General features: G+C 40.0%; 29 protein-coding genes. 10 read left to right on the top strand and 19 right to left on the bottom strand.

The features are described from left to right. Positions 1-107: 107 nt before the first annotated feature. The 19 genes from B5D77_RS27970 to B5D77_RS04900 all read right to left on the bottom strand — a co-directional run bounded on the left by B5D77_RS27970 (position 108) and on the right by B5D77_RS04900 (position 13,046). Positions 108-305 (bottom strand): hypothetical protein, encoded by a 198-nt coding sequence (locus B5D77_RS27970; RefSeq protein ID WP_371413506.1) that lies wholly within the window; start codon positions 303-305, stop codon positions 108-110. Beyond that, positions 232-504: a type II toxin-antitoxin system RelE/ParE family toxin gene (locus B5D77_RS04990; RefSeq protein WP_106908393.1), complete on the bottom strand. Its 273-nt coding sequence runs from the start codon at positions 502-504 to the stop codon at positions 232-234. Before B5D77_RS04990 ends, B5D77_RS27970 begins: the two co-directional genes overlap by 74 nt. Further along, positions 491-703 carry a hypothetical protein gene (locus B5D77_RS04985; protein ID WP_008198381.1) on the bottom strand — a complete coding sequence of 71 codons (213 nt, stop codon included), beginning with the start codon at positions 701-703 and terminating at the stop codon, positions 491-493. Before B5D77_RS04985 ends, B5D77_RS04990 begins: the two co-directional genes overlap by 14 nt. Before the next feature lie 30 nt (positions 704-733). Continuing rightward, positions 734-1,033 carry a hypothetical protein gene (locus B5D77_RS04980; RefSeq protein ID WP_106908392.1) on the bottom strand — a complete coding sequence of 100 codons (300 nt, stop codon included), beginning with the start codon at positions 1,031-1,033 and terminating at the stop codon, positions 734-736. After that, entirely contained in the window at positions 1,026-1,277 is a 252-nt protein-coding gene (locus B5D77_RS04975) for a hypothetical protein (RefSeq protein WP_106908391.1), read from the bottom strand. Before B5D77_RS04975 ends, B5D77_RS04980 begins: the two co-directional genes overlap by 8 nt. Positions 1,278-1,469: 192 nt before the next feature. Beyond that, positions 1,470-1,703 carry a DUF433 domain-containing protein gene (locus B5D77_RS04970; RefSeq protein ID WP_002775448.1) on the bottom strand — a complete coding sequence of 78 codons (234 nt, stop codon included), beginning with the start codon at positions 1,701-1,703 and terminating at the stop codon, positions 1,470-1,472. Positions 1,704-1,834: 131 nt separating this feature from the next. Beyond that, the gene (locus tag B5D77_RS04965; protein WP_002763392.1) at positions 1,835-2,047 is read right to left on the bottom strand and encodes a hypothetical protein; all 213 of its coding nucleotides are present in this window, start codon (positions 2,045-2,047) and stop codon (positions 1,835-1,837) included. Next, the gene (locus B5D77_RS04960) at positions 2,044-2,472 is read right to left on the bottom strand and encodes a hypothetical protein (RefSeq protein ID WP_008198370.1); all 429 of its coding nucleotides are present in this window, start codon (positions 2,470-2,472) and stop codon (positions 2,044-2,046) included. Before B5D77_RS04960 ends, B5D77_RS04965 begins: the two co-directional genes overlap by 4 nt. Positions 2,473-2,983: 511 nt before the next feature. Continuing rightward, positions 2,984-3,220 (bottom strand): DUF4926 domain-containing protein, encoded by a 237-nt coding sequence (locus B5D77_RS04955; RefSeq protein WP_002792164.1) that lies wholly within the window; start codon positions 3,218-3,220, stop codon positions 2,984-2,986. Between the two features lie 12 nt (positions 3,221-3,232). Next, a complete protein-coding gene (locus B5D77_RS04950) occupies positions 3,233-3,553 on the bottom strand; it encodes a DUF6883 domain-containing protein (RefSeq protein WP_002734685.1) in 321 nt (106 codons plus the stop codon). A 49-nt stretch (positions 3,554-3,602) separates the two neighbouring features. Continuing rightward, on the bottom strand, positions 3,603-3,797 hold the full coding sequence (locus tag B5D77_RS04945; RefSeq protein WP_002789683.1) for a hypothetical protein: 195 nt from the start codon (positions 3,795-3,797) through the stop codon (positions 3,603-3,605). Further along, positions 3,791-3,991, bottom strand: a complete 201-nt coding sequence (locus B5D77_RS04940) for a hypothetical protein (RefSeq protein WP_061433428.1) — start codon at positions 3,989-3,991, stop codon at positions 3,791-3,793. Before B5D77_RS04940 ends, B5D77_RS04945 begins: the two co-directional genes overlap by 7 nt. Before the next feature lie 161 nt (positions 3,992-4,152). Beyond that, a complete protein-coding gene (locus B5D77_RS04930) occupies positions 4,153-4,359 on the bottom strand; it encodes a type II toxin-antitoxin system HicB family antitoxin (protein ID WP_002743279.1) in 207 nt (68 codons plus the stop codon). Then, positions 4,359-4,571: a type II toxin-antitoxin system HicA family toxin gene (locus B5D77_RS04925; protein ID WP_106908389.1), complete on the bottom strand. Its 213-nt coding sequence runs from the start codon at positions 4,569-4,571 to the stop codon at positions 4,359-4,361. Before B5D77_RS04925 ends, B5D77_RS04930 begins: the two co-directional genes overlap by 1 nt. A 34-nt stretch (positions 4,572-4,605) precedes the next feature. Next, entirely contained in the window at positions 4,606-6,090 is a 1,485-nt protein-coding gene (locus B5D77_RS04920) for a GUN4 domain-containing protein (protein WP_106908388.1), read from the bottom strand. Positions 6,091-6,681: 591 nt separating this feature from the next. Next, the gene (locus tag B5D77_RS04915; protein ID WP_106908387.1) at positions 6,682-7,752 is read right to left on the bottom strand and encodes a HaeII family restriction endonuclease; all 1,071 of its coding nucleotides are present in this window, start codon (positions 7,750-7,752) and stop codon (positions 6,682-6,684) included. A gap of 3 nt (positions 7,753-7,755) precedes the next feature. Continuing rightward, the gene (locus B5D77_RS04910; protein WP_106908386.1) at positions 7,756-8,778 is read right to left on the bottom strand and encodes a DNA cytosine methyltransferase; all 1,023 of its coding nucleotides are present in this window, start codon (positions 8,776-8,778) and stop codon (positions 7,756-7,758) included. Positions 8,779-8,869: 91 nt separating this feature from the next. Next, positions 8,870-10,981, bottom strand: coding sequence for a TIGR00300 family protein (locus B5D77_RS04905; RefSeq protein ID WP_106908385.1), 2,112 nt, complete (start codon positions 10,979-10,981; stop codon positions 8,870-8,872). Positions 10,982-11,282: 301 nt separating this feature from the next. After that, positions 11,283-13,046, bottom strand: coding sequence for an SWIM zinc finger domain-containing protein (locus B5D77_RS04900; RefSeq protein ID WP_106908384.1), 1,764 nt, complete (start codon positions 13,044-13,046; stop codon positions 11,283-11,285). A 115-nt stretch (positions 13,047-13,161) separates the two neighbouring features. Here B5D77_RS04900 and B5D77_RS04895 point away from each other — a divergent pair, with 115 nt between their 5' ends. The 10 genes from B5D77_RS04895 to B5D77_RS04855 all read left to right on the top strand — a co-directional run bounded on the left by B5D77_RS04895 (position 13,162) and on the right by B5D77_RS04855 (position 19,064). Beyond that, the gene (locus B5D77_RS04895) at positions 13,162-13,443 is read left to right on the top strand and encodes a ParB N-terminal domain-containing protein (RefSeq protein WP_044000072.1); all 282 of its coding nucleotides are present in this window, start codon (positions 13,162-13,164) and stop codon (positions 13,441-13,443) included. 13 nt (positions 13,444-13,456) lie between these two features. After that, positions 13,457-14,149, top strand: coding sequence for a helix-turn-helix domain-containing protein (locus tag B5D77_RS04890; protein WP_008198332.1), 693 nt, complete (start codon positions 13,457-13,459; stop codon positions 14,147-14,149). 202 nt (positions 14,150-14,351) lie between these two features. Continuing rightward, positions 14,352-14,906 (top strand): hypothetical protein, encoded by a 555-nt coding sequence (locus B5D77_RS04885; protein ID WP_106908383.1) that lies wholly within the window; start codon positions 14,352-14,354, stop codon positions 14,904-14,906. Between the two features lie 583 nt (positions 14,907-15,489). Beyond that, entirely contained in the window at positions 15,490-15,810 is a 321-nt protein-coding gene (locus B5D77_RS26480) for a hypothetical protein (RefSeq protein WP_216824537.1), read from the top strand. A 136-nt stretch (positions 15,811-15,946) separates the two neighbouring features. Further along, complete coding sequence (locus B5D77_RS26475) at positions 15,947-16,702, top strand: IS110 family transposase (protein WP_254053038.1); 756 nt, start codon at positions 15,947-15,949, stop codon at positions 16,700-16,702. 211 nt (positions 16,703-16,913) lie between these two features. Further along, positions 16,914-17,150, top strand: coding sequence for a hypothetical protein (locus tag B5D77_RS04875; protein ID WP_002743252.1), 237 nt, complete (start codon positions 16,914-16,916; stop codon positions 17,148-17,150). Then, positions 17,140-17,415 (top strand): putative toxin-antitoxin system toxin component, PIN family, encoded by a 276-nt coding sequence (locus B5D77_RS27965; protein WP_051011159.1) that lies wholly within the window; start codon positions 17,140-17,142, stop codon positions 17,413-17,415. The genes B5D77_RS04875 and B5D77_RS27965 overlap by 11 nt, the downstream gene beginning before the upstream one ends. A 20-nt stretch (positions 17,416-17,435) precedes the next feature. After that, positions 17,436-17,744, top strand: coding sequence for a DUF6883 domain-containing protein (locus B5D77_RS04865; RefSeq protein WP_039899700.1), 309 nt, complete (start codon positions 17,436-17,438; stop codon positions 17,742-17,744). A gap of 2 nt (positions 17,745-17,746) precedes the next feature. Further along, entirely contained in the window at positions 17,747-17,995 is a 249-nt protein-coding gene (locus B5D77_RS04860; RefSeq protein WP_002789664.1) for a DUF4926 domain-containing protein, read from the top strand. Between the two features lie 46 nt (positions 17,996-18,041). Continuing rightward, positions 18,042-19,064, top strand: a complete 1,023-nt coding sequence (locus B5D77_RS04855) for a DNA cytosine methyltransferase (protein WP_008199301.1) — start codon at positions 18,042-18,044, stop codon at positions 19,062-19,064. The last annotated feature ends 45 nt before the right edge of the window (positions 19,065-19,109 follow it).

The raw sequence follows: 19,109 nt of genomic DNA, 5'->3' as shown, positions 1-19,109 counted from the left end.
TTCAGCTAAAATAGGGCAATAGATTTCGGCTTAAAGTCCTAGATTATAGAATTTATAGCATTTTTCTAATACACCAAATTAGCTGAAACAGTCCACTACAAGATTAGCTACAAGATTAGCGATCGCACTAAAATATAAATAATTTTGAGTCGGCTATCATAGCGGAATAGGTATATCGGTTGGTAGAGAAAAGATAAGCAACTGACAAATAAAGATAGCAGTATCTTTCTATCAAGGAAAAGTTTTGTAAATTTCTCTACGATGTGCGACTCGTTGACAGATGATGGTTTGATTGGGTCTATCAATAGTCAGGCCAATCCTATAATCTGCAACTCTAATTTTATATTTATCTTTATGTCCTTTCATTTTATCGAGATAGTCTAATTCAAAAGGATTGTCAGTTTCTAACTGGTAAAATACGATCAACTCAATACGAGATTGTATGTCCTTTGGCAAAGAGGCTAATTCTTTTAAAAATCTCTTGTTGTATTCAACCTTCCACATTTTTGTTTTTAAGCAACTCTAAATATTGTAAGGCTTTTTCTTTGTCTAGGATTTGATCATTTTCAACTTCTTCGATGAGTTTTCCTAGTCCGTAATCCTCTAGGATTTCTTCGATTTTTTCAAATTCAGCAATGGGAATCTGAACAGCAATCGGCTTTTGATCTTTGTCTAATACATAGTTTTTGGTAATTTCTAGCATTTGGAGTTCCTCTAAAAGTTCTCTAGATTATTATTGATAAGCTGAATCGTGATCGGAATGTAAAGAAAGTATTCGTAAATAATCACCTTCTCTAGTAGCAATTGCTCTACATTTTTGCGTGATTCTAAAACTGTACAAGTTTTCTCCTTTTTGACCTTTTTTAGAATTAATCTTCTCCCATTTTAATCCTTGATCTTGATATAACTGCTCCCAAGTTAGTTGAGAAATTTTCCTGAAAGTTTTCAGAGCGGATAATGCTTCACTTTTGGGTAAATTGAATAAATCTCGCTGAAAAATCGGGTTGTTTAGATCAAGTAAAACCTCACTCATGATTGTCGAGTTTGCTCTCTAGGGATTCTAGATCTGATAACTGCGGTGGATGATTAGCATTCCATGTCAGAGCTTGATCTAATTTTTCTCGAAAAGGCGATCGATTTATCCAGTCTTCGTTTACGGGAGAGCGATCGAGTAAATTTTGATAAAACTCATTCCACAGTTGACCCCATTCTTTTAGATCGATAACAACTGCTGTTTTTTCTCCTGTTTCATCGACAATATACTGAATACCTTTCATGATTTAAATTGTTGTGAGATGGATATTAACTAATAACTATATTTTAATCGATTCACGAGAAGATATGGATTTGACAATTTTATCCCGTTCCCATATTCTACCGGGGAACGCTCCCTTCAGTTTCTACCTGAATACTGGTTTAAGGTAGAGCCTTAGATATGGTGTTCTAAGGCAGAGCCTCGGAATAAGAAATCATGCCGAAGTGAAGCTAACGATATAATCGGATACAGCCCAAGCTGCATAATTAAGAGCCTGACGAATATCTTCCTCTTCTAACTCTGGATAAGCCTCTAAAACTTCCTGAATAGATAACTGACTAGCCAACAGTTTCAGAACAAATCCTACAGTGATACGCATTCCTCGAATCGTTGGCTGTCCAAGACATATTTGTGGATTAACAGTAATACGGTCTAGCTCTTTAATCACTGTGGAACTCCTGAGATAAACTCCTCTTATATTGTTACATACAGCAATGAATTGTTATCGCTTTAACTCTTGTGTTGGCAATGAATTGGCAATTAATCAGAATCAATCTATAGCGTTTCGCTCAAGCCAACCTAAGAGGCTGTTGTGTTGACGTTGAAAGCTTTGGTGTGTTCTTCTCGAATTTTATGAATTTCTTCAGCATACTTGAGAGTAAACCCGTAGGATTCCGCAGCCTTTTCCGCAGCAATGCGAGACTTAACTAAATAGTCATGGATAGACGTGCATTCCTCCGATAATCTTGTTTGAGTTTTATCTTTTTCTTGCAAAATCTCTGAGTGGATCATAAGTTATTCTCCTCTTTGAATAGTTCAAGTGGTGTGACAATTTCAGGTGTTGACAAACCAAGGCGGGCATTGATAACGCGAATATGCTTCCGTTTGTTAGCATTCGCTAGGTGGTTGCAATTCCAAGTAACGAGATATTGAATGTCGAAATAGCTGGCATAGGCAAGATAAAACTCGACAACTTGTTCAAGAGCAGAAGTCGGCGGTAGTAAAGGAATCCTCGAAACCAAATGAATAATTTCAGCTTTACGCGGATAGTTTCCGTTGGTTAGTTCTTGAAGCACGGCATCCGAAATATATAAATCATAATAACTGGACATCTCCGACCACCACTTCCTTGTGATTTCGGTAAAAGTTTTTAGAGCTTCACGCTCATCAAAGTAATAACTCGGAACCGTGGAATCCAAGTACACTTTTTCTTTCATGATAATAACTGATCGACAAGACTAAATTAAAGCCTGAAGCAGCCGTATGGTAGCCCCCTCTATTCTACTATCCTATCTCTGTAACGAAGTTATTGCACTGTCATGCTTGACCTCGATCATTTCTCATAGCGATCGCACTTGATCGCATTGAAACTTCTCCATTTTATCCCAAACATTAGCGGTGCGTTACACGCGCGTTTTCGCACCCTACAAGATCAGCGATCGCACTCCTCTTATATTGTTACATACAGCAATGAATTGTTATCGCTTTAACTCTTGTGTCGGCAATGAATTGGCAATTAATCAGAAATTAATATAAGCAATTATTGTAGGTTGGGTTGAGCGAAACAATACTGGGTCGAAAATGGCTCAATTCGATTGTTTAAGCGAAACCCAACCACCCCAAAGGTTACTACTGAAATTGACTCACCGAGAGCGTTAAAAACTTCTAAAATTGCTCCCATTTCGCCATTGCTAGGATGGGGGATTAAATCCACTAAGAATAACAGAATTATATAATTTGCAATTCATCCTGTTTAATATTTTGAATTGATTCAATCTTGGAAACTTCTACAGCGATAACTGTATAGGCTTTTCCCTGATTATTTAACACTTCTAAAACATAGCCATCCTCTTGGCCTTCGGGTCGAGGACAATAATCCACGATAATCGCGTGAGTGCCACGAGACAAATTAGATTCTGGCAAATCTTCGGTTAATTGAACTTCGGAAAACATATCAAATTTCATAGTCTAACTCTTTTAATCTGGTAATAAAGTCACAAATCTTGTTTCTTTCGTAAGTGAGTCGATAATCCAATAGGTAGAGACTCGTAAGTTTATCCCGTTCACCCCTTGTAAAAGTCCTTTAATTTCATAAATATCACCGAACTTTGTTGGTTTATTTAAGGTGGCCTCGTTGAGAAGAATACGTCTTAAATCTTGTTCCAATACCTGCCAGTTGTCTAAATTATATCCCGCTTGTGCCAGAAAGCCTGATTTATCATCTTTGGGTTGTAAAACTAGCAAATACCGGGTTAATTTAGCTGGTGGGATTGTCGCATTGGGATTTAAATAAGGCATTTATATTGTAATTTAGCCAATTTCTTTATAGACTTCTATAAAATAGATTTTACAGTATATGCGGGCAGTATTGCCATGTTTTTTCTTTGTCTAGGATTTGATCATTTTCAACTTCTTCGATGAGTTTTCCTAGTCCGTAATCCTCTAGGATTTCTTCGATTTTTTCAAATTCAGCAATGGGAATCTGAACAGCAATCGGCTTTTGATCTTTGTCTAATACATAGCTTTTGTTAATTTCTAGCATTTGTTTCTCTCAATAGTATCATTTTCGCTATTTTTTGTCATGTTTTGGGCGGTATTTAACCGAACTAATTTTCTACCACTTTTCGCTTGTCTCTCCCTCCAATCGGCGCAAATCGCTTTTATATCGTAGTTGAAAGACTTGGCGTGTTCTTCTCTAATCTTATGAATTTCTTCGAGTATTTCATCTTCCCACATAGCTCATTCTCCCATTAACTCGTAAGGTGTACAGATTAGCGGTAATTTGTAGCCGAAATCCGCGCATATATTGAGAAGTTTTTTCTGCATTTGAGCATTAGTAATATGTTTACAGTTCCATGTTAACAGATAAAAGTCGCGGACAGGATGCAGGTGATCGGTTACGCTTCGATATACTGGCAATAGGTGGCTGGTTGGGGAATTGGCAGCCCTTCCTCTTGTAATCCATCCAGATGAAATTGAATTGCTTCTTTCATATTTTCTGTGATTTCCTCTAGGGTTTTACCTGTAGTAACACAACCGGGTAAATCGGGAACATAAGCGGAATAGTTATTTTCAGCTTTTTCGATAATAATCGCGTAACGCATTAGTTATTGTCTCCTTCTTCTAGATATTTATTCAATTGAGATTGTTTGAAAATACTCTGTAAAGTCTTAATCGCTAAATCATCGGATGGCTTACCCGGAACAGTAACTAAACCTGATTTCAGAGAATGTTTGAATTGTCGGTGGCTTCCCCTTGTTCTCGATAAATACCATCCATCTTGTTCTAGTAATCTAATTACATCTCTAACTTTCATGTTATATCTGATTCTTAAAAATTGGCTGTAACCTTTATATGTTACATTTTACAAGTCTCGACGCGAGAGACCTATAAAACAACGCCCCCCCCACGAAATGTCCCCTCCTTAGCGTCCCGGTCTCGTCAATATAAATGTCAAATGTCCTGTTGTCGGCTCTCGTCAATAAAAACGGGAGGTGTCCTAGGGGTGCTTTTAGGTCAAAAGTACAATTCCAGTAGCTGTATATCCAATTATTCACTCGCCAGCCTACCCTATCTCCGAAAGCGTTCCAAACTCTTTCATTATACTCCCGCGTCCCACTGAGTTCGCGGTAAATTTTCGCCTGCACAGAAAAGCCAAATTTTCCGCCACTATATTTCAACCATAATTGGTCAATGGTTCGCAAATCCTCGCAGGGAAAATTATCGATATCCTTCGTACCTAGCCATCCTTCTTTTGTGCGATTGGCTACCTGTAGCATCACTGTTGCGGTTTCTTCGTCCGCTTCTTTCCATTGCTGCCGTTTCAGTAAATCCTCTAAGTTCCGATAATCGATTCCTTTGGCACTTTTAAGCTGAATAGATGGGGGAGTTTGGGGAACGGAAATAACGGCATTAACGGGTTTTTGAATAGTTGTCTGGGGTATAGAGACTGATGTTTTTATCTGCAAAGCTTGCAACACTTCCGAGGCGGATTGATAGCGTTTTTTTGTGCCAAACTCGATTAATTTATCAAGAATATTCCCTGAATCATTACTAACAGGATTATTAACCAACCACTGTCGCCATACCCATTGGTGTTCCCCCCCATCGAATAAATCAAAAGGAGATATTCCTGTTAATAAATAAAGGCAAGTTACACCCAAACTATACAAATCACTGGCATTAACTGCCTTGCCATTTCCCTGTTCTGGAGCAATATATTCGGCAGAACCGATAATTGTTCCTGTCATGGAACGATTTAAAGGACTGACAAATTTTGCTGCGCCAAAGTCCACTAAAATCAATTTATTATCGCTTTTTTTGCGAATAATATTTTCGGGTTTAATGTCGCGATGAATTACTTGTTTACTATGAATAAATTCTAGAATCGGTAAAATCTCTGACAAAAGATGTTTAATTTTTGCTTCGTTAAATACTCCTTCCTCTTTTAATTCTTGTTCGAGATTTTGTCCTTCGATATATTCCTGCACGAGATATTGTCGCCCGTCATTACCGGTAAAATAGGCGTAAAGTTCGGGGATTTGTGGGTATCTTCCCAAACTATCTAAACGAATCGCTTCTTCTTTAAATAATTCTGCTGCTTTTTGTAAAGTTCCTGTTCCCTGCGCTGACGGGAAAAATTGTTTAATTACACAATAGGGTTTTGAGGGTTTATCTTCATCTATCGCTTGAAATGTTTTACCAAAACCCCCTTGACCGATTAATTTTAGCGCTCGATAACGTTCTCTGAGCAGTAATTGAGAACCGCACTTATGACAGAATTTATCCGTGGGGGTGTTTTTGTGCGAACAATCGGGATTGAGACAGAGACTCATAGCCGTTTGACAAGTATGGGAAGATTAACCCCTATTATACTAAATCCGTTGAGTAACGCACAGAAAACGGGTTTCTCGGAGAAACCCGTTTTCTGCTCATGCACTCATGCAAAAAGGGGAATAAATAATCAGTCTTTAAGTAGGTAGGCGTTAAAAATTATCAGACACCACCCTTATCAAGGGGGGACTAAGGGTAGGGTTGATTCATGAATCAACCCTACTATGAATCAAACCTAGGACTAAGGGGCGATCGAACTTAATAACCAGATTTAGTATTATAGAAAAAGAAAGCCGGCTAGGGCGACTCTAGTGGGTAAATTTTCTCTGATAATTGGTTAAAAATACCGATAAAAATAGTTTCAGCTAAAATAGGGCAATAGATTTAGATTTAAAGTCTTAGATTGTAAAATCGACAGCAATTTTATGTTACACCCAATCAGCTGAAGCGTTCCACATCCTTGCCTAAAATCTTTGACCGATGCCAAAAAAGTTTTGGCTAAGAAAAATCCTAATCAATGGGTTGACAGCAGGAGACAGGAGGGACTTTTTGATAGTTTTTGTTTTCTTGACTTAATTACCATTTTTAGTAATCTAACCAATAGCCCAAATATCATCGTCTTTTATTTTTAACTTCAAATACTTTCTTTCCTCTAAAAAATCTATTAAAGCAATAGACTGAGGAAATTCTTTTCTAAAGTTATCACTTAGATACTGAAGTAAAGGTTTGGCCAACAAATTAGAAAATTCACCTCGCAAACATCTGTTATACCAATTAATTAGCTCCGATTCAAGTATTATGCCGCGCACTCTTTGTCCCCAACTGATTTGTTGAGCTATAATTTTGATGACATCAGCATGAGCATCACGGCAAACAATAACTATATGATCGCTTTCTACTTTATCGATAATATTTTGAGCTATTTCTTCATCAAGGGTTAAATGTTTTATTTGAATAGCTATGCCAAAATTTGCCCACATATCTAAGCCCCTATCGGCTGCATTCGTCACTCCTACTCTATAAATATGAGCCTTAAATACTCGCTTATTTTGGTTCTTATCTAAACCAAGTAAGGCTTTAGCTAAATCAGAAAACTCGTTTAATAAATCTTGTTTGATTGAAGGTATAGACATTGTGATCTCTGCCTCCAGAGATACTACAATGGTTTCAAATAAACTATAAGCTATAATCTCGTATGCTTTGTCTATACTTCTGCGGATTCCTGCTTTAGCACTAAACTCATCTAATAAATATTTTAAATCAAAACTTTTCTCATTTTGACTTTCTATATAGTCAATTAAACTTGATACAGTAGATTGTCTTTCACTAAATTTTAAATAAATATAACGTTCTACACCTCCCCGTGTTCGCTTATTTTCTCGATCAAGAATTTCCAGTAACTCAGGAGACATTGCTGTGGTACTCCATACATCATGTTGATATCTAGCAGAAGATGTAGAAACTTTATTAAGCAATCTTATTGTTACTTCATCTCGCCAACGAATAGATTGATTTTGATAAGTCTTTAAATCTAAAACTTTGATATTTTTTTCTAACCGAGATTTTCTAAGAACTTCGGCAATTTGAATTGGCTTATACAAGTCAATTCTAGCTTTAGCAATAATGCTATCAAGTCTCATTTTAGCGTCTTGAATACTTACCACTATCTAAAACTCCTGAGTCGAAAATAAACTTAATTGAGTAGTTCGATTGAACGAGAATGAATTAGTTGATGCTTGCTCAATATCTAACAAAGACTCGATTACAGAATTAACCACAGCAGCTACGCAGGAAATCGCTACACTATTACCCGTTAATTTTCGCATAGTTTGATAACTGCCGACAATTTGATAATCATCGGGAAAACCTTGTAAACGTAGCATTTCTCTTTCTGTTAAACGTCTTTTCCCCTCCACTAACAAATAATTATAGGATGCTCCCGCTCGCAAGGCACAGGAATAGGGATAAGCACTGACATTACCTCCTTTATTTTCGTGCCAGATGGTCGGTTCACTATAAGGTTTTTTTCCCTCTCTTTTCAGAAGGCGACTTTTTTGAATTCTGGCGGAAGCATAATAAAAATCCGAGACATTTTCCTCTAATATTTCCGTTAAACTTGTTCTAGATAAAGCTGGTTTTGGCCAGATAAAACGCCGCGATTCTCGGAAACCAACGATAAAAATCCGTTCCCGTTTTTGCGGTAAACCAAAATTAAGCGCATTCAAAACCCGATAATCGGTATAGTAATCTAAATCTTGCAGAGTATCGAGAATAACTTGCAAGGTTTTTCCCTGTTGATGTCCCTGCAATTGCTTGACATTTTCCAGAATAAATGCTGCGGGTTGTTTGACTTTTAAAATACGGGCAATCTCAAAAAATAGCGTGCCTCTGGTATCTTCAAACCCCTTTAAATCACCACAAATACTAAAGGGTTGACAGGGAAATCCCGCCATTAAAATATCATGATTGGGAATATCTAGGGCAGCAATTTCGGTAATATCTCCCCGGGGTTGGTCGCCAAAATTAGCGTGATAAATTGACCGAGCATCTTTATCTATATCACAGGAAAAAACACAATCAGATTCTAAGTTTTTTTGGCGACAAACTTGTGCAATTGCCACTCGAAACCCTCCCAAACCACAAAAGAGGTCAATAAAACGAATTTTTTCTTTGTTTTTTAGAAGGTTCATTGATAGCATCTGATCGGCAGTATCGCCAATTATGGGAATAATTAAAAAAGAGACGCTTCTAGAAACGTCTCTAGAGGATTTACTTGCGGTTTTAAACCGTTTCTACCAAGGGACGGGTTAACTTATCCAACTGTTGGGTTAACAGACTCAGGAATAAACCCACATCGGTGACAATACCCACGGATTCTACGGAACCTCGATCGCTTAATTTTGTCACCACGGCCGGGTTAATATCAACACAGACCATTTTTACCCCCGCCGGTGTCATATTGCCCACACCGATGGAATGGAGCATACTAGAGAGCATGAGAATCATGTCTGCACCTTGAATTAAACGGGAATATTCTTCCTGTGCTTTAATTAAATCCATCTCCGTATCCGGAAGCGGACCATCATCGCGAATTGAACCGGCCAAACTGAAGGGGACATTATTCTTGACGCATTCATACATTACGCCTTTTGTCAATACCCCGGCCGATACAGCTTTGGCGATGCTGCCGTGGCGACGGATGAGGTTGATAATCTTGAGGTGGTGACGATGGCCACCGCGCACCGGGATGCCTTTCTGCATATCTACCCCTAAAGAAGTACCCATGATCGCCTGTTCCATGTCGTGAACTGCGATCGCATTTCCCCCCAGTAAAGCGTGAACGTAACCATCGCGGATTAAACGGGAGAGATGTTGCGCTCCTCCAGTGTGAATGACCACCGGACCTGCCGTTACCACCACTTTACCGCCCTGGTCGCGAATTTGGCGCATTTCCCAGGCAATCTGCTCCACGGTTAACTCGACTCGGCGCTCGCTGGAAACCCCCGCACCCATAAAGGTAAATTCCTGGGTGCTGTTGCGTTGTTCCCTGGATTCCGCCTGTCGGATAGTACGGATGCCCTCAACTCCCACCATAACGCGATCGCCAGCTTTTAAATCCCGCAGGAGAGTACATTTCGCGGTTTTGCCTTCTGGACTTTCAGTGACGACGATGGCTGCATCCATGCGTTGATTTTCCACCCGCACCCATTCACAGTTAACCCGCACTTCCGTGGGATAGATGGTGCTGACATAAAAATCATCGGGAGCGACCCCATCTTGAGCGACAATGGCGGTATTGACATCACAGATTTCTTGGGGACGAGCGGCCGCACCGAGGTCGATCAATTGTACCATGATCTCCTCCATTACCTCGTGAGAGGGTGCAGAAACCCGCACTTCGGCCGAGGAGGTACTTTGGCGCTCAATCCCTAAGGTGAAGTTTAAAACCTTGAAGCTGCCCCCATTTCCCACCACAACATCGAGAGCTTTATTCATAATTCCCGCGTCGAGCAGATGACCTTCTAGCTGGAGAATGCGACTTTCAATGGTGACATTAGCGTGATGGTCTGGAATTAGGGGTTCCGTGGTACGCAGGGTTAAACATTTAGCGGCTCCTCCTGCTTTTAAGAACTCCGTTAGGGGAGTTTGTACCACTTCAAATCCTTTTGCGGCTAAGTTATGTTGTAAGTCGTCACTAATTTTATTCATGACGATTACTTGACCGATATTTACTGCATTACAAGCAAAGTTAACCGCATCGGCTTCTTCAACGATAATGCGTTTTTCTTCGGGAATTTTTAACTCAATTAACCGATTAGAATAGGCATCAAAAGCATCGGGATAGTAGAGGAGATAACCACCACTAAGGGGACAAAAACAGGTATCAAGGTGATAGAAACGTTCGTCAATTAAACGTAGGGATAAAACCTCGATATCGAGCCATTTAGCGATTAAAGGGTGGGAATCTAACTCAGTTCTGAAGCCATATCCTGCCCATAACCAACGTCCTTCCCGATCTAATAGTGCGTCTCCTGCACCTTCAAAGGGTAAATCTTTGGGCAGTTCGTGAACTGTAAAACCGTTATCTTCAAACCACTGTTTAAAATAGGGTTCTTCTCCCTGTCTTTCTTTGTGTAAAAAGCGACTGAGAACGACTATTTTTTCCAGAACTAAACCTGCATTAGCGGTAAAAACCATGTCAGGCCAGCCTTTTTCTGGTGTGACTAAATCCACGAGCGCCCGATCTTTGAGAACATGATAAAGCTGCTGCCATTGTTGCCTAGCTTTTTCCTGGGAAGATTTGTGAATGTTGCCCTCCATCCAAGGATTAATCACATAATCCACATCGTAATGATCGGGAGAACACATCAAAAAGCGAATAGTTTCAGTCATATTTTTTGACAATGAATATTCAGTATAAGTAGTCTGGAGATAAGTTTAGACCAATCTTCCATTATACTCCACTTTGCCCCGAAATGTCACTAGGCCTAAGATTAGGATAATTTCCGCTCTACAAGCTAAAAACAGCACAATTTTAGCCGATAACTGACGGCGAAGCTGTTAAGTATTTAAATTGCTTGTGGAGATAAGGCAAGAGGAAACCCCCCCCGATGTCGGGGGGTAGGGGGGGTGGGGGAGATTCAGCTGCTCTAAGGATAGGCGGTTAAAATGGGTCTTAGCTTAGAAGCTTAAATCATTGTAAATCCTGATGTTTAAATAACCCCATAAATTTCGATTTGCGTCCGTGTTCCTTAATTAAACTTTCCCGATAAGTTTGCCATTCTTCCCGTCTTCCCGACATATAAAAAGCATTACGAGCTTTTTTTAGCCATTTAATTGCTTCTTCGTAGCGATCAGCCTTTTTTTCGTCGAGTATCTCTTCCGCAGCAGAACGCGCGCGATCGATCACCCAGTTAGGATCGACGGTAGCAGCCGCATCCATTATCCGCCAAATTAGGTGAGACTGCACATAGGAATTATCAGAAACGACTTTAATTGCATCTCTAACTAAATTTTCGTGGAGAAATATATCAATTTTAGCCTCTGTGGAACGTCCACCGCTAAACTCGCGCAAGTAATCTAACAAGTCTAGTTTTAAATCGGGCCAATCTTGCCCCGCTAAAGACTCAATTTTTTGGTAATGGGAAAAGGAAGGTTGGTCTTGAAATGCCTTAATTCTAGCGGCCAAAGCTGTATCTATATCCCCTAAAGATTGCGCTAGTTCACTTGTCCAGAGAGCTAATTTATAATGATAATCACCTGGGAAATTTAGACCACTTCGGGCAATTATGAGAGCGGATTCTGGTGCGGATTCATCGCGTAAAGCTTTGGCAAAAAAGAAAGCTTCATCGTTTTTAGTTATCATATTTTTTGCCGATGCCATCGCTTCGTCAATGCGATCAAGATAGACTAACTTAGTTAGGTATTCTACCACTTGTCCTGAAGCTAAAGCTAGATTCAAATACTCCTGATCTTTTTCCTGCTGCTCGAAAATTTCTAAGCGAATAGAAGTCAATGTTTGGGCATAATCGGGGATATTTTCTGACCACATTTCTGAAAAATTAGCCGATTGTCCTCGTAAAATCTTCTCTAAAACAGGATCATCCCATCCCTGTTGTAAGGCTGCTAAACTCATCTCAAAATCGGCACTCCATTCATGCTGCCATTGCTCGATCTTTTCCCTTAAATCTTGCTTTTCTTGGGGATTAAATTCTTTGCTTAAAATTGCTGCAGTTAAAACTCGATCGATTCTATCACTTAAATCATCATTGACAGCACCGTAATTTTCTAAATCATCCCATTCCTCGATACAGGCGCCAATAATTGCTTCTAAAACAGCGATCGCATTATCCGGTTCTCCCTTTTGATAATAATCTTGGGCCTCATCCACCAGGGCATAAATTTCATCAGAAATTGGATCTTCTTCGCAGTAATCTTCTTCGATCGCTCGCAGGAATTGCCGCAGTTCATTACGGACAGTATTACGATAAGTTTTGATATTAATAGTTATCTTTCCTGCTGCTTTATTGACTGGGGTATCTGGAAATAAAAACTTATCAATTGCCTCGATAATTTCTGGGTGTTTAGCCACTAAATGATTAAGCAATTTTCTTAATTTACTTTCATCAATCGGTGTCAATAACTCCTCTAGGGAGGCTTTTTTAATAATGAATTCTGGTTGGCGAGAACAGGTTAATAAAACCGCCACAATATGCTTACACCAACCCTCGTAATCGTAGGGACAGGAACAGGAGACATTCTCAAGATTTTCTTGGTTAAAATCCATGACAACTCGATAGGGTTTAACCTCACTACCACGGACTAAAGCTTGCAGATTTTGCCCCCGTTGCCAAAGAGAAATAACTGCATCGCTATCGTAATAATACCGACCGCGCTGATAGGAAGCATTGGTGCTATTTTGCCGGATAATTTTTTCATTGATAGGAGGAATAGTCATAGTCAGTAAAGGAGAGGATTTAGGAATAAAATCTTGTCTGTGGCCAGAAAACTACCGGCAGCGAGGCAGACCACTGCATCAGCAACCGAGTCAACTTATCTTCAGTTTAGCCTAAATGTGCTATAGTAAAAACACTATGGAAATTAAAAACATTCCTCTGTCCCAAATTCGTCGTCCTTTACCGCGACAAACCGATCCCGAAAAAGTTAATCAGTTGATGCAATCGATCGCTGAGGAGGGATTACGAGAACCGATCGATGTTTTGGAGGTGGATGGTAACTACTACGGTTTTTCCGGTTGCCATCGCTTTGCCGCTCATCAGCGTCTCGGTAAAGAAACAATTCTCTGTCGAGTTCGTCGCGCCCCTAAATCCGTTTTAGCTAAACACATCGCTTAAGCTGAGAATTCCCATGAATGAGTCCTTATATAAATATCATCGGCAAAAATTAGAGCAGTTAATGGCAGAAATTGGCTGTAAAAATCTGGAAGAATTGAGTCGGTTATCGGGTCTATCTTCTTGGCAATTGCAGAGAGTTCGCCATGGCTTAATCGCCAAATTATCCTCTGAATCTTTGGTGAAATTAGCTAATGGGCTGCAGCTGCCAGTTAGCGATCTCCTTGCTCATTTTCAAATCCCGACGATGGGGACAGAGGATCGTTCAGGGGAATCAAAAATTCTCGAACAAGAGTATCAAAATTTACAGCAAAAATTAGACAAGCAAAAAGAAGAATTAGCCGCAGAATTTCAACGTCAAAGCATCGAAGCGATCGAATCTTGGTTAGTTCAATGGCCTACGGCCGAGGCCGTTGCCCGCAAAAATCCCGACCTAGCAGCCGTCAAAATCCTCTCCCTAGTTAAACCGATTATGCAGTTACTGGAGCGCTGGGGAGTGCAACCAATTGACAGTGTCGGTGATCATGTTAGTTATGATCCGCAAATCCATCAATTGATCGATGGTCAAGCAGCAATCGGTACACCCGTTTTAGTTCGTTATCGGGGCTATCGTCATGGGGAAAAACTACTTTATCGTGCTAGAGTGAGTTTAATTAAAGTAGAAATGCCAGAAATTCAACCAGCAGAAACAGAAAATGTCACCCCTTAAAGCGATGATTCTTACATAGCTTTAGTGCTGCGAAAAATTCTCTCGTAGTCTGCTTTTATCGAAAAAATCGGGTCTAAAACCTTGCCTTAAGGCGAAAAGTTTTTGGAGCGGAGCATAAATCCCCATTACAAAACTAATGGCTACTTGATAACCGCCCCCTGAACGGTTAAAATAAGATTATGGGTGATTCGGAGAAAAAAATATGTCAACGCCCTACGATAACTGTTTTGACCACATTACTGATCCTGTCCAACGAAATTCTGTTCGCCAGCAATGGTTACAGATGCTTGACGGAGGTTTATCTGTTGCCGATGTTAGGATGCTCCTAGATAAGTACCCAGATTTTCGGTTTGCAATTAGTCGGTGGATTCCCTGCCAGCCTGCAAGTCTCGGTTTTAGTTATGATACAATGGACAGGTTAAAGGAGTTTCTTGCTACTTTGCCTGAGTTTAAATATGTATTTGATAAGTATGTTTCTAACCTTGTTTCTGAACCAGGTAAACAACCGGAATATGAAAAAGAATCAAAATTAAACAAGCTTGCCACCATATTTCCTGAGTTTAAACAGGTAGCTGAAAAGTATATAGAAGCCAGCCTAAAATATCACAAAGAACAAAGAGAAGCCGCAGAAAGAGAACGATTAGAAAGAGAGCGAAGAGAATCGCCAGAAGAAAGAAGGGAAAGAGAACGGAAAGAATATGAATATCTGTATCCCGATAGCGATTGGTACAGCGAACATAGAACACGCTATCTTTAGAATCTAGGAATTTTTCCAAAAATCCTAACCGAGACAAAAAGAGTAAAGGAGAAGAATTGAAAACAATTTTCATAGAGATTACCAATTTTTTTCTCTATCTATGTCTTCCGTAGCCGTAGGTTGGGTTGAGCAATAATAACTTTTGTCTGTCAAATATTAGCGACGCTTAAGCGAAACCCAACCACACCAATATCGTCAAGAATGTTGGGTTTCGCTCAAACCATTGAATTGAGCAGTTGGCTCTTCTAGGTTCTGTGTGATAAGTTTAATTGACATAGGATCGATCGATCTTTGTGTCCTTTGTGTCTTTGTGGTTCGTTCCACCCCCTCGCTCTTGAGAAATGTATCTTAAAATACATTTTACCCACCAAAGCTGGGAGAGCCAGCAGTTTTCTCCTAAGTATTAAATCGCTCAACCCAACCTTGTATATTGAGAGAGGTGGTAGACCGTCCCAACCTTGGTCGGAAAAGACCGCTTCGTAGCAAGGGTCACCACCATAATCTCCCTGACAAAACTCGAACAGTCGCCGGGGTCGTGGCGAAAACAATCAATTGTTAAGCTAAGAGACCGTATCGGGCAAGGATGAGTAAAATCAAGGGGATGCTCTCCAAAAGAACCATTAATCCCGCCAATTTCTCAGGTTTAATCATGGAAAATATCTCTCAATGGGTAGGCATTGACATTAGTAAAGCGACCCTAGATGTTTACCTTCGTCCCCTCAGTAAAGCGATGAAAGTTGCTAACACAAAGGAGGACATATCTAAACTGGTCGAAACCCTAAAATCCTACACTGTCAACCTCATCGTTCTGGAAGCAACAGGAGGTTTAGAAACTGAACTGGTGATTCAATTACAAGAAGCGGATTGGGAGCATCTCACCTTTGCAATGAGCATAAATACTTAGTGGAAAAATAGGCTTTTCGAGGGTAATTCTTGTTTTAATTCTCCATGTACGCAGTCTTTAAAAGCCTCTATTTCGTTCCAAGACACGATTAAGAGTGGCTTTTAGGCTAAGTATAATTACTTATCGCGTAAGTGAGATGCTCCCAGCGGATTTACCTGTAGCCTTAATCAATCCCCGTCAAGGAAGAGACTTTGCTAAAGCCACTGGTAAATTAGCCAAAACCGATGCCATTGACGCTCAAATTTTAGCTCATTTTGGCGAAGCAATGCAACCGCAAATATTAGCGGTTGAGTCGGAAGAATCTCGTCAATTGGGCGACTTAATTAGTCGTCGCCGGCAACTTGTCGAGATGCGGACTGCCGAAAAAAACCGACGGGAACGCGCTCGCGGTAAAGCTTTGGTCGATATCGAAGCCCATCTTGAGTATCTCGATAACTGCCTCGAAAAACTCAATCAAGAAATTGAGGAATTGACCCAAGCTAACCAACAATGGCTCGAGAAAGTCAATTTACTCAAAACCGTGCCGGGGATTGGTCAAGTAATTTCTACTACTCTCGTCTCCGACTTACCAGAACTCGGTCAATTAACCGCCAAACAAATCTCTCGCTTAGTCGGTGTCGCACCGATTAATCATGATAGTGGTCAACATAAAGGTAAGCGAATGATTCAGGGAGGTCGCGCTCAGATTCGGGCGACTCTTTACATGGGAGCGGTGGTAGCTATGCGTCATAATCCGGTGATTAAAACCTTTTACGAACGCCTAGTCGGACGCGGTAAATCAAAAAAACTGGCTCTGACTGCTTGTGTGCGGAAAATCTTAGTTATTCTTAATGCAATGGTTCGCCAAAATCAGCCTTGGCAGCTTGCTGACAATTTACCACCTTGTTCCTAGAGATTCACACTTTTTGTTATCTCTGATCAAGGGTTGCGCTTGCTTTGGTTTAACCTGAGCGACTTAGTTTTTGCTGCGCTTTTTTCTGGCTTGAGATTTTAGGTTCGACAGCAACTCCTTGATTGTTTTTTGAGTTACCCCTTGACAATCAAGACAGTCGCTACAAGCTGAAGAATAATAATTCAATTTGTATTTGTGCTACTTTAAAAATATGAAAGCAACGATCCGAAACGTTAAAATTAGCGAAATCCCCACAGCGATCGAGCAGTTAGGTTTGTCTGCTCATGCGTGTGTCGATTTCACCATCGAGAATCATGAGATGACGGGGAACGAACAGGACGAAACCACCCAAACCTTGATGGAAGTGGTGAATGAAATTCGTGCTTATGCTAAGAGTCAGGGATTGACTGATGAGAAGTTGGAAGAGCTTTTAGTAGATGAATCGTGAACCCATAGTTATCGATACGAACGTCTTTATAAGCTTCGCCTTAAGCAGTACGACAACACCAGCTTTGGCTGTAGAATACGCGATTAATAACTTTATTATTCTGCAAAGTCCCGCAACTATATGCGAGTTGGTCACAAAACTTCTTCTCCCAAAGTTCGAGAGGTACATTACACTGGAGCAGCGCCAACAACTGCTAGTAAGAATCAGCAATTCTCATTTTGAAATAAATAGAGCATTAACCCCGATTTTGGCATTGAAAATATAGTACGAAAAAACTATTAAGGAATTATTCCAGAGGATAAACTTACTCGTTATCTTCTCGTATTCAGAGACAAAGATGACAAATCAAAATTTTTAGCACAAGCAGGATTTCCTCTCGATAATGCGGCCAGTTTGCCAAAAGCGATTATTCAGCTAATTACCGTAGAAGATGCGATCAAAGATGGTAAAAATGAATACGGTATCTTTTATCGAGTTGAAGGAATGCTAGAAGGAGTTAACGGAATCAATTTAGCAGTGGTTACAATATGGATACTGCTATACATTGACGACTGTTTTCAGTTTGTTACTCTCAAGCCCCGAAAGGATAGATAATTATGGATGTTAGATTATACGATCATGTGGTTCTTTGTCTTGATGTTCCCGAAGACAATCTAAAATCGGGAGATGTGGCAGTATTAGTGGATTTAATCCCCCATCCTAGCAATGGCGAAATGGGAGCAATTTTAGAGGTTTTTAACGCTCTCGGTGAGTCAATTTCAGTAGTTACTGTGCCAATTTCTGCGATTAAACCCCTACAAGCAAATGAAATATTTACCGTCCGCTCTTTAGTGAAAGTTGAGTAATTTAAAATCAAAGAGAATGTCCCTATCGCTACAATCTCAACTATCGATGAATCTCCTGAAAGATAGCAAAAAAATTTGTTTTATTGACCTCTTTTGTGGTTTGGGAGGGTTTCGAGTGGCGATTGAACAAGTTTGTCGCCAAAAAAACTTAGAATCTGATTGTGTTTTTTCCTGTGATATAGATAAAGACGCTCGGGCAATTTATCAGGCTAATTTTGGCGACCAACCCCAGGGAGATATTACCGAAATTGCTGCCCTAGATATTCCCAATCATGATATTTTAATGGCGGGATTTCCCTGTCAACCCTTTAGTATTTGTGGTGATTTAAAGGGGTTTGAAGATACCAGAGGCACGCTATTTTTTGAGATTGCCCGTATTTTAAAAGTCAAACAACCCGCAGCATTTATTCTGGAAAATGTCAAGCAATTGCAGGGACATCAACAGGGAAAAACCTTGCAAGTTATTCTCGATACTCTGCAAGATTTAGATTACTATACCGATTATCGGGTTTTGAATGCGCTTAATTTTGGTTTACCGCAAAAACGGGAACGGATTTTTATCGTTGGTTTCCGAGAATCGCGGCGTTTTATCTGGCCAAAACCAGCTTTATCTAGAACAAGTTTAACGGAAATATTAGAGGAAAATGTCTCGGATTTTTATTATGCTTCCGCCAGAATTCAAAAAAGTCGCCTTCTGAAAAGAGAGGGAAAAAAACCTTATAGTGAACCGACCATCTGGCACGAAAATAAAGGAGGTAATGTCAGTGCTTATCCCTATTCCTGTGCCTTGCGAGCGGGAGCATCCTATAATTATTTGTTAGTGGAGGGGAAAAGACGTTTAACAGAAAGAGAAATGCTACGTTTACAAGGGTTTCCCGATGATTATCAAATTGTCGGCAGTTATCAAACTATGCGAAAATTAACGGGTAATAGTGTAGCGATTTCCTGCGTAGCTGCTGTGGTTAATTCTGTAATCGAGTCTTGGTTAGATGTTGAGCAAGCATCAACTAATTCATTCTCGTTCAATCGAACTACTCAATTAAGTTTATTTTCGACTCAGGAGTTTTAGATAGTGGTAAGTATTCAAGACGCTTTTAATTGCCTATATAGACAG

This window comes from Microcystis sp. MC19, assembly GCF_003019735.1.
Lineage (GTDB): Bacteria > Cyanobacteriota > Cyanobacteriia > Cyanobacteriales > Microcystaceae > Microcystis.
The sequence above is the reverse complement of the archived record's forward strand: the minus strand, read 5'-3'. Positions and strand labels throughout refer to the sequence as shown.

What these genes read in the sequence shown, in the direction of transcription:
- B5D77_RS04990 (WP_106908393.1), bottom strand. Translation starts at nt 504, where the DNA reads ATGTGGAAGGTTGAATACAACAAGAGATTTTTAAAAGAATTAGCCTCT.
- B5D77_RS04985 (WP_008198381.1), bottom strand. Translation starts at nt 703, where the DNA reads ATGCTAGAAATTACCAAAAACTATGTATTAGACAAAGATCAAAAGCCG.
- B5D77_RS04980 (WP_106908392.1), bottom strand. Translation starts at nt 1,033, where the DNA reads ATGAGTGAGGTTTTACTTGATCTAAACAACCCGATTTTTCAGCGAGAT.
- B5D77_RS04975 (WP_106908391.1), bottom strand. Translation starts at nt 1,277, where the DNA reads ATGAAAGGTATTCAGTATATTGTCGATGAAACAGGAGAAAAAACAGCA.
- B5D77_RS04965 (WP_002763392.1), bottom strand. Translation starts at nt 2,047, where the DNA reads ATGATCCACTCAGAGATTTTGCAAGAAAAAGATAAAACTCAAACAAGA.
- B5D77_RS04960 (WP_008198370.1), bottom strand. Translation starts at nt 2,472, where the DNA reads ATGAAAGAAAAAGTGTACTTGGATTCCACGGTTCCGAGTTATTACTTT.
- B5D77_RS04955 (WP_002792164.1), bottom strand. Translation starts at nt 3,220, where the DNA reads ATGAAATTTGATATGTTTTCCGAAGTTCAATTAACCGAAGATTTGCCA.
- B5D77_RS04950 (WP_002734685.1), bottom strand. Translation starts at nt 3,553, where the DNA reads ATGCCTTATTTAAATCCCAATGCGACAATCCCACCAGCTAAATTAACC.
- B5D77_RS04945 (WP_002789683.1), bottom strand. Translation starts at nt 3,797, where the DNA reads ATGCTAGAAATTAACAAAAGCTATGTATTAGACAAAGATCAAAAGCCG.
- B5D77_RS04940 (WP_061433428.1), bottom strand. Translation starts at nt 3,991, where the DNA reads ATGTGGGAAGATGAAATACTCGAAGAAATTCATAAGATTAGAGAAGAA.
- B5D77_RS04930 (WP_002743279.1), bottom strand. Translation starts at nt 4,359, where the DNA reads ATGCGTTACGCGATTATTATCGAAAAAGCTGAAAATAACTATTCCGCT.
- B5D77_RS04925 (WP_106908389.1), bottom strand. Translation starts at nt 4,571, where the DNA reads ATGAAAGTTAGAGATGTAATTAGATTACTAGAACAAGATGGATGGTAT.
- B5D77_RS04920 (WP_106908388.1), bottom strand. Translation starts at nt 6,090, where the DNA reads ATGAGTCTCTGTCTCAATCCCGATTGTTCGCACAAAAACACCCCCACG.
- B5D77_RS04910 (WP_106908386.1), bottom strand. Translation starts at nt 8,778, where the DNA reads ATGAACCTTCTAAAAAACAAAGAAAAAATTCGTTTTATTGACCTCTTT.
- B5D77_RS04905 (WP_106908385.1), bottom strand. Translation starts at nt 10,981, where the DNA reads ATGACTGAAACTATTCGCTTTTTGATGTGTTCTCCCGATCATTACGAT.
- B5D77_RS04900 (WP_106908384.1), bottom strand. Translation starts at nt 13,046, where the DNA reads ATGACTATTCCTCCTATCAATGAAAAAATTATCCGGCAAAATAGCACC.
- B5D77_RS04895 (WP_044000072.1), top strand. Translation starts at nt 13,162, where the DNA reads ATGTGCTATAGTAAAAACACTATGGAAATTAAAAACATTCCTCTGTCC.
- B5D77_RS04890 (WP_008198332.1), top strand. Translation starts at nt 13,457, where the DNA reads ATGAATGAGTCCTTATATAAATATCATCGGCAAAAATTAGAGCAGTTA.
- B5D77_RS04885 (WP_106908383.1), top strand. Translation starts at nt 14,352, where the DNA reads ATGTCAACGCCCTACGATAACTGTTTTGACCACATTACTGATCCTGTC.
- B5D77_RS26480 (WP_216824537.1), top strand. Translation starts at nt 15,490, where the DNA reads ATGAGTAAAATCAAGGGGATGCTCTCCAAAAGAACCATTAATCCCGCC.
- B5D77_RS26475 (WP_254053038.1), top strand. Translation starts at nt 15,947, where the DNA reads ATGCTCCCAGCGGATTTACCTGTAGCCTTAATCAATCCCCGTCAAGGA.
- B5D77_RS04875 (WP_002743252.1), top strand. Translation starts at nt 16,914, where the DNA reads ATGAAAGCAACGATCCGAAACGTTAAAATTAGCGAAATCCCCACAGCG.
- B5D77_RS27965 (WP_051011159.1), top strand. Translation starts at nt 17,140, where the DNA reads ATGAATCGTGAACCCATAGTTATCGATACGAACGTCTTTATAAGCTTC.
- B5D77_RS04860 (WP_002789664.1), top strand. Translation starts at nt 17,747, where the DNA reads ATGGATGTTAGATTATACGATCATGTGGTTCTTTGTCTTGATGTTCCC.
- B5D77_RS04855 (WP_008199301.1), top strand. Translation starts at nt 18,042, where the DNA reads ATGAATCTCCTGAAAGATAGCAAAAAAATTTGTTTTATTGACCTCTTT.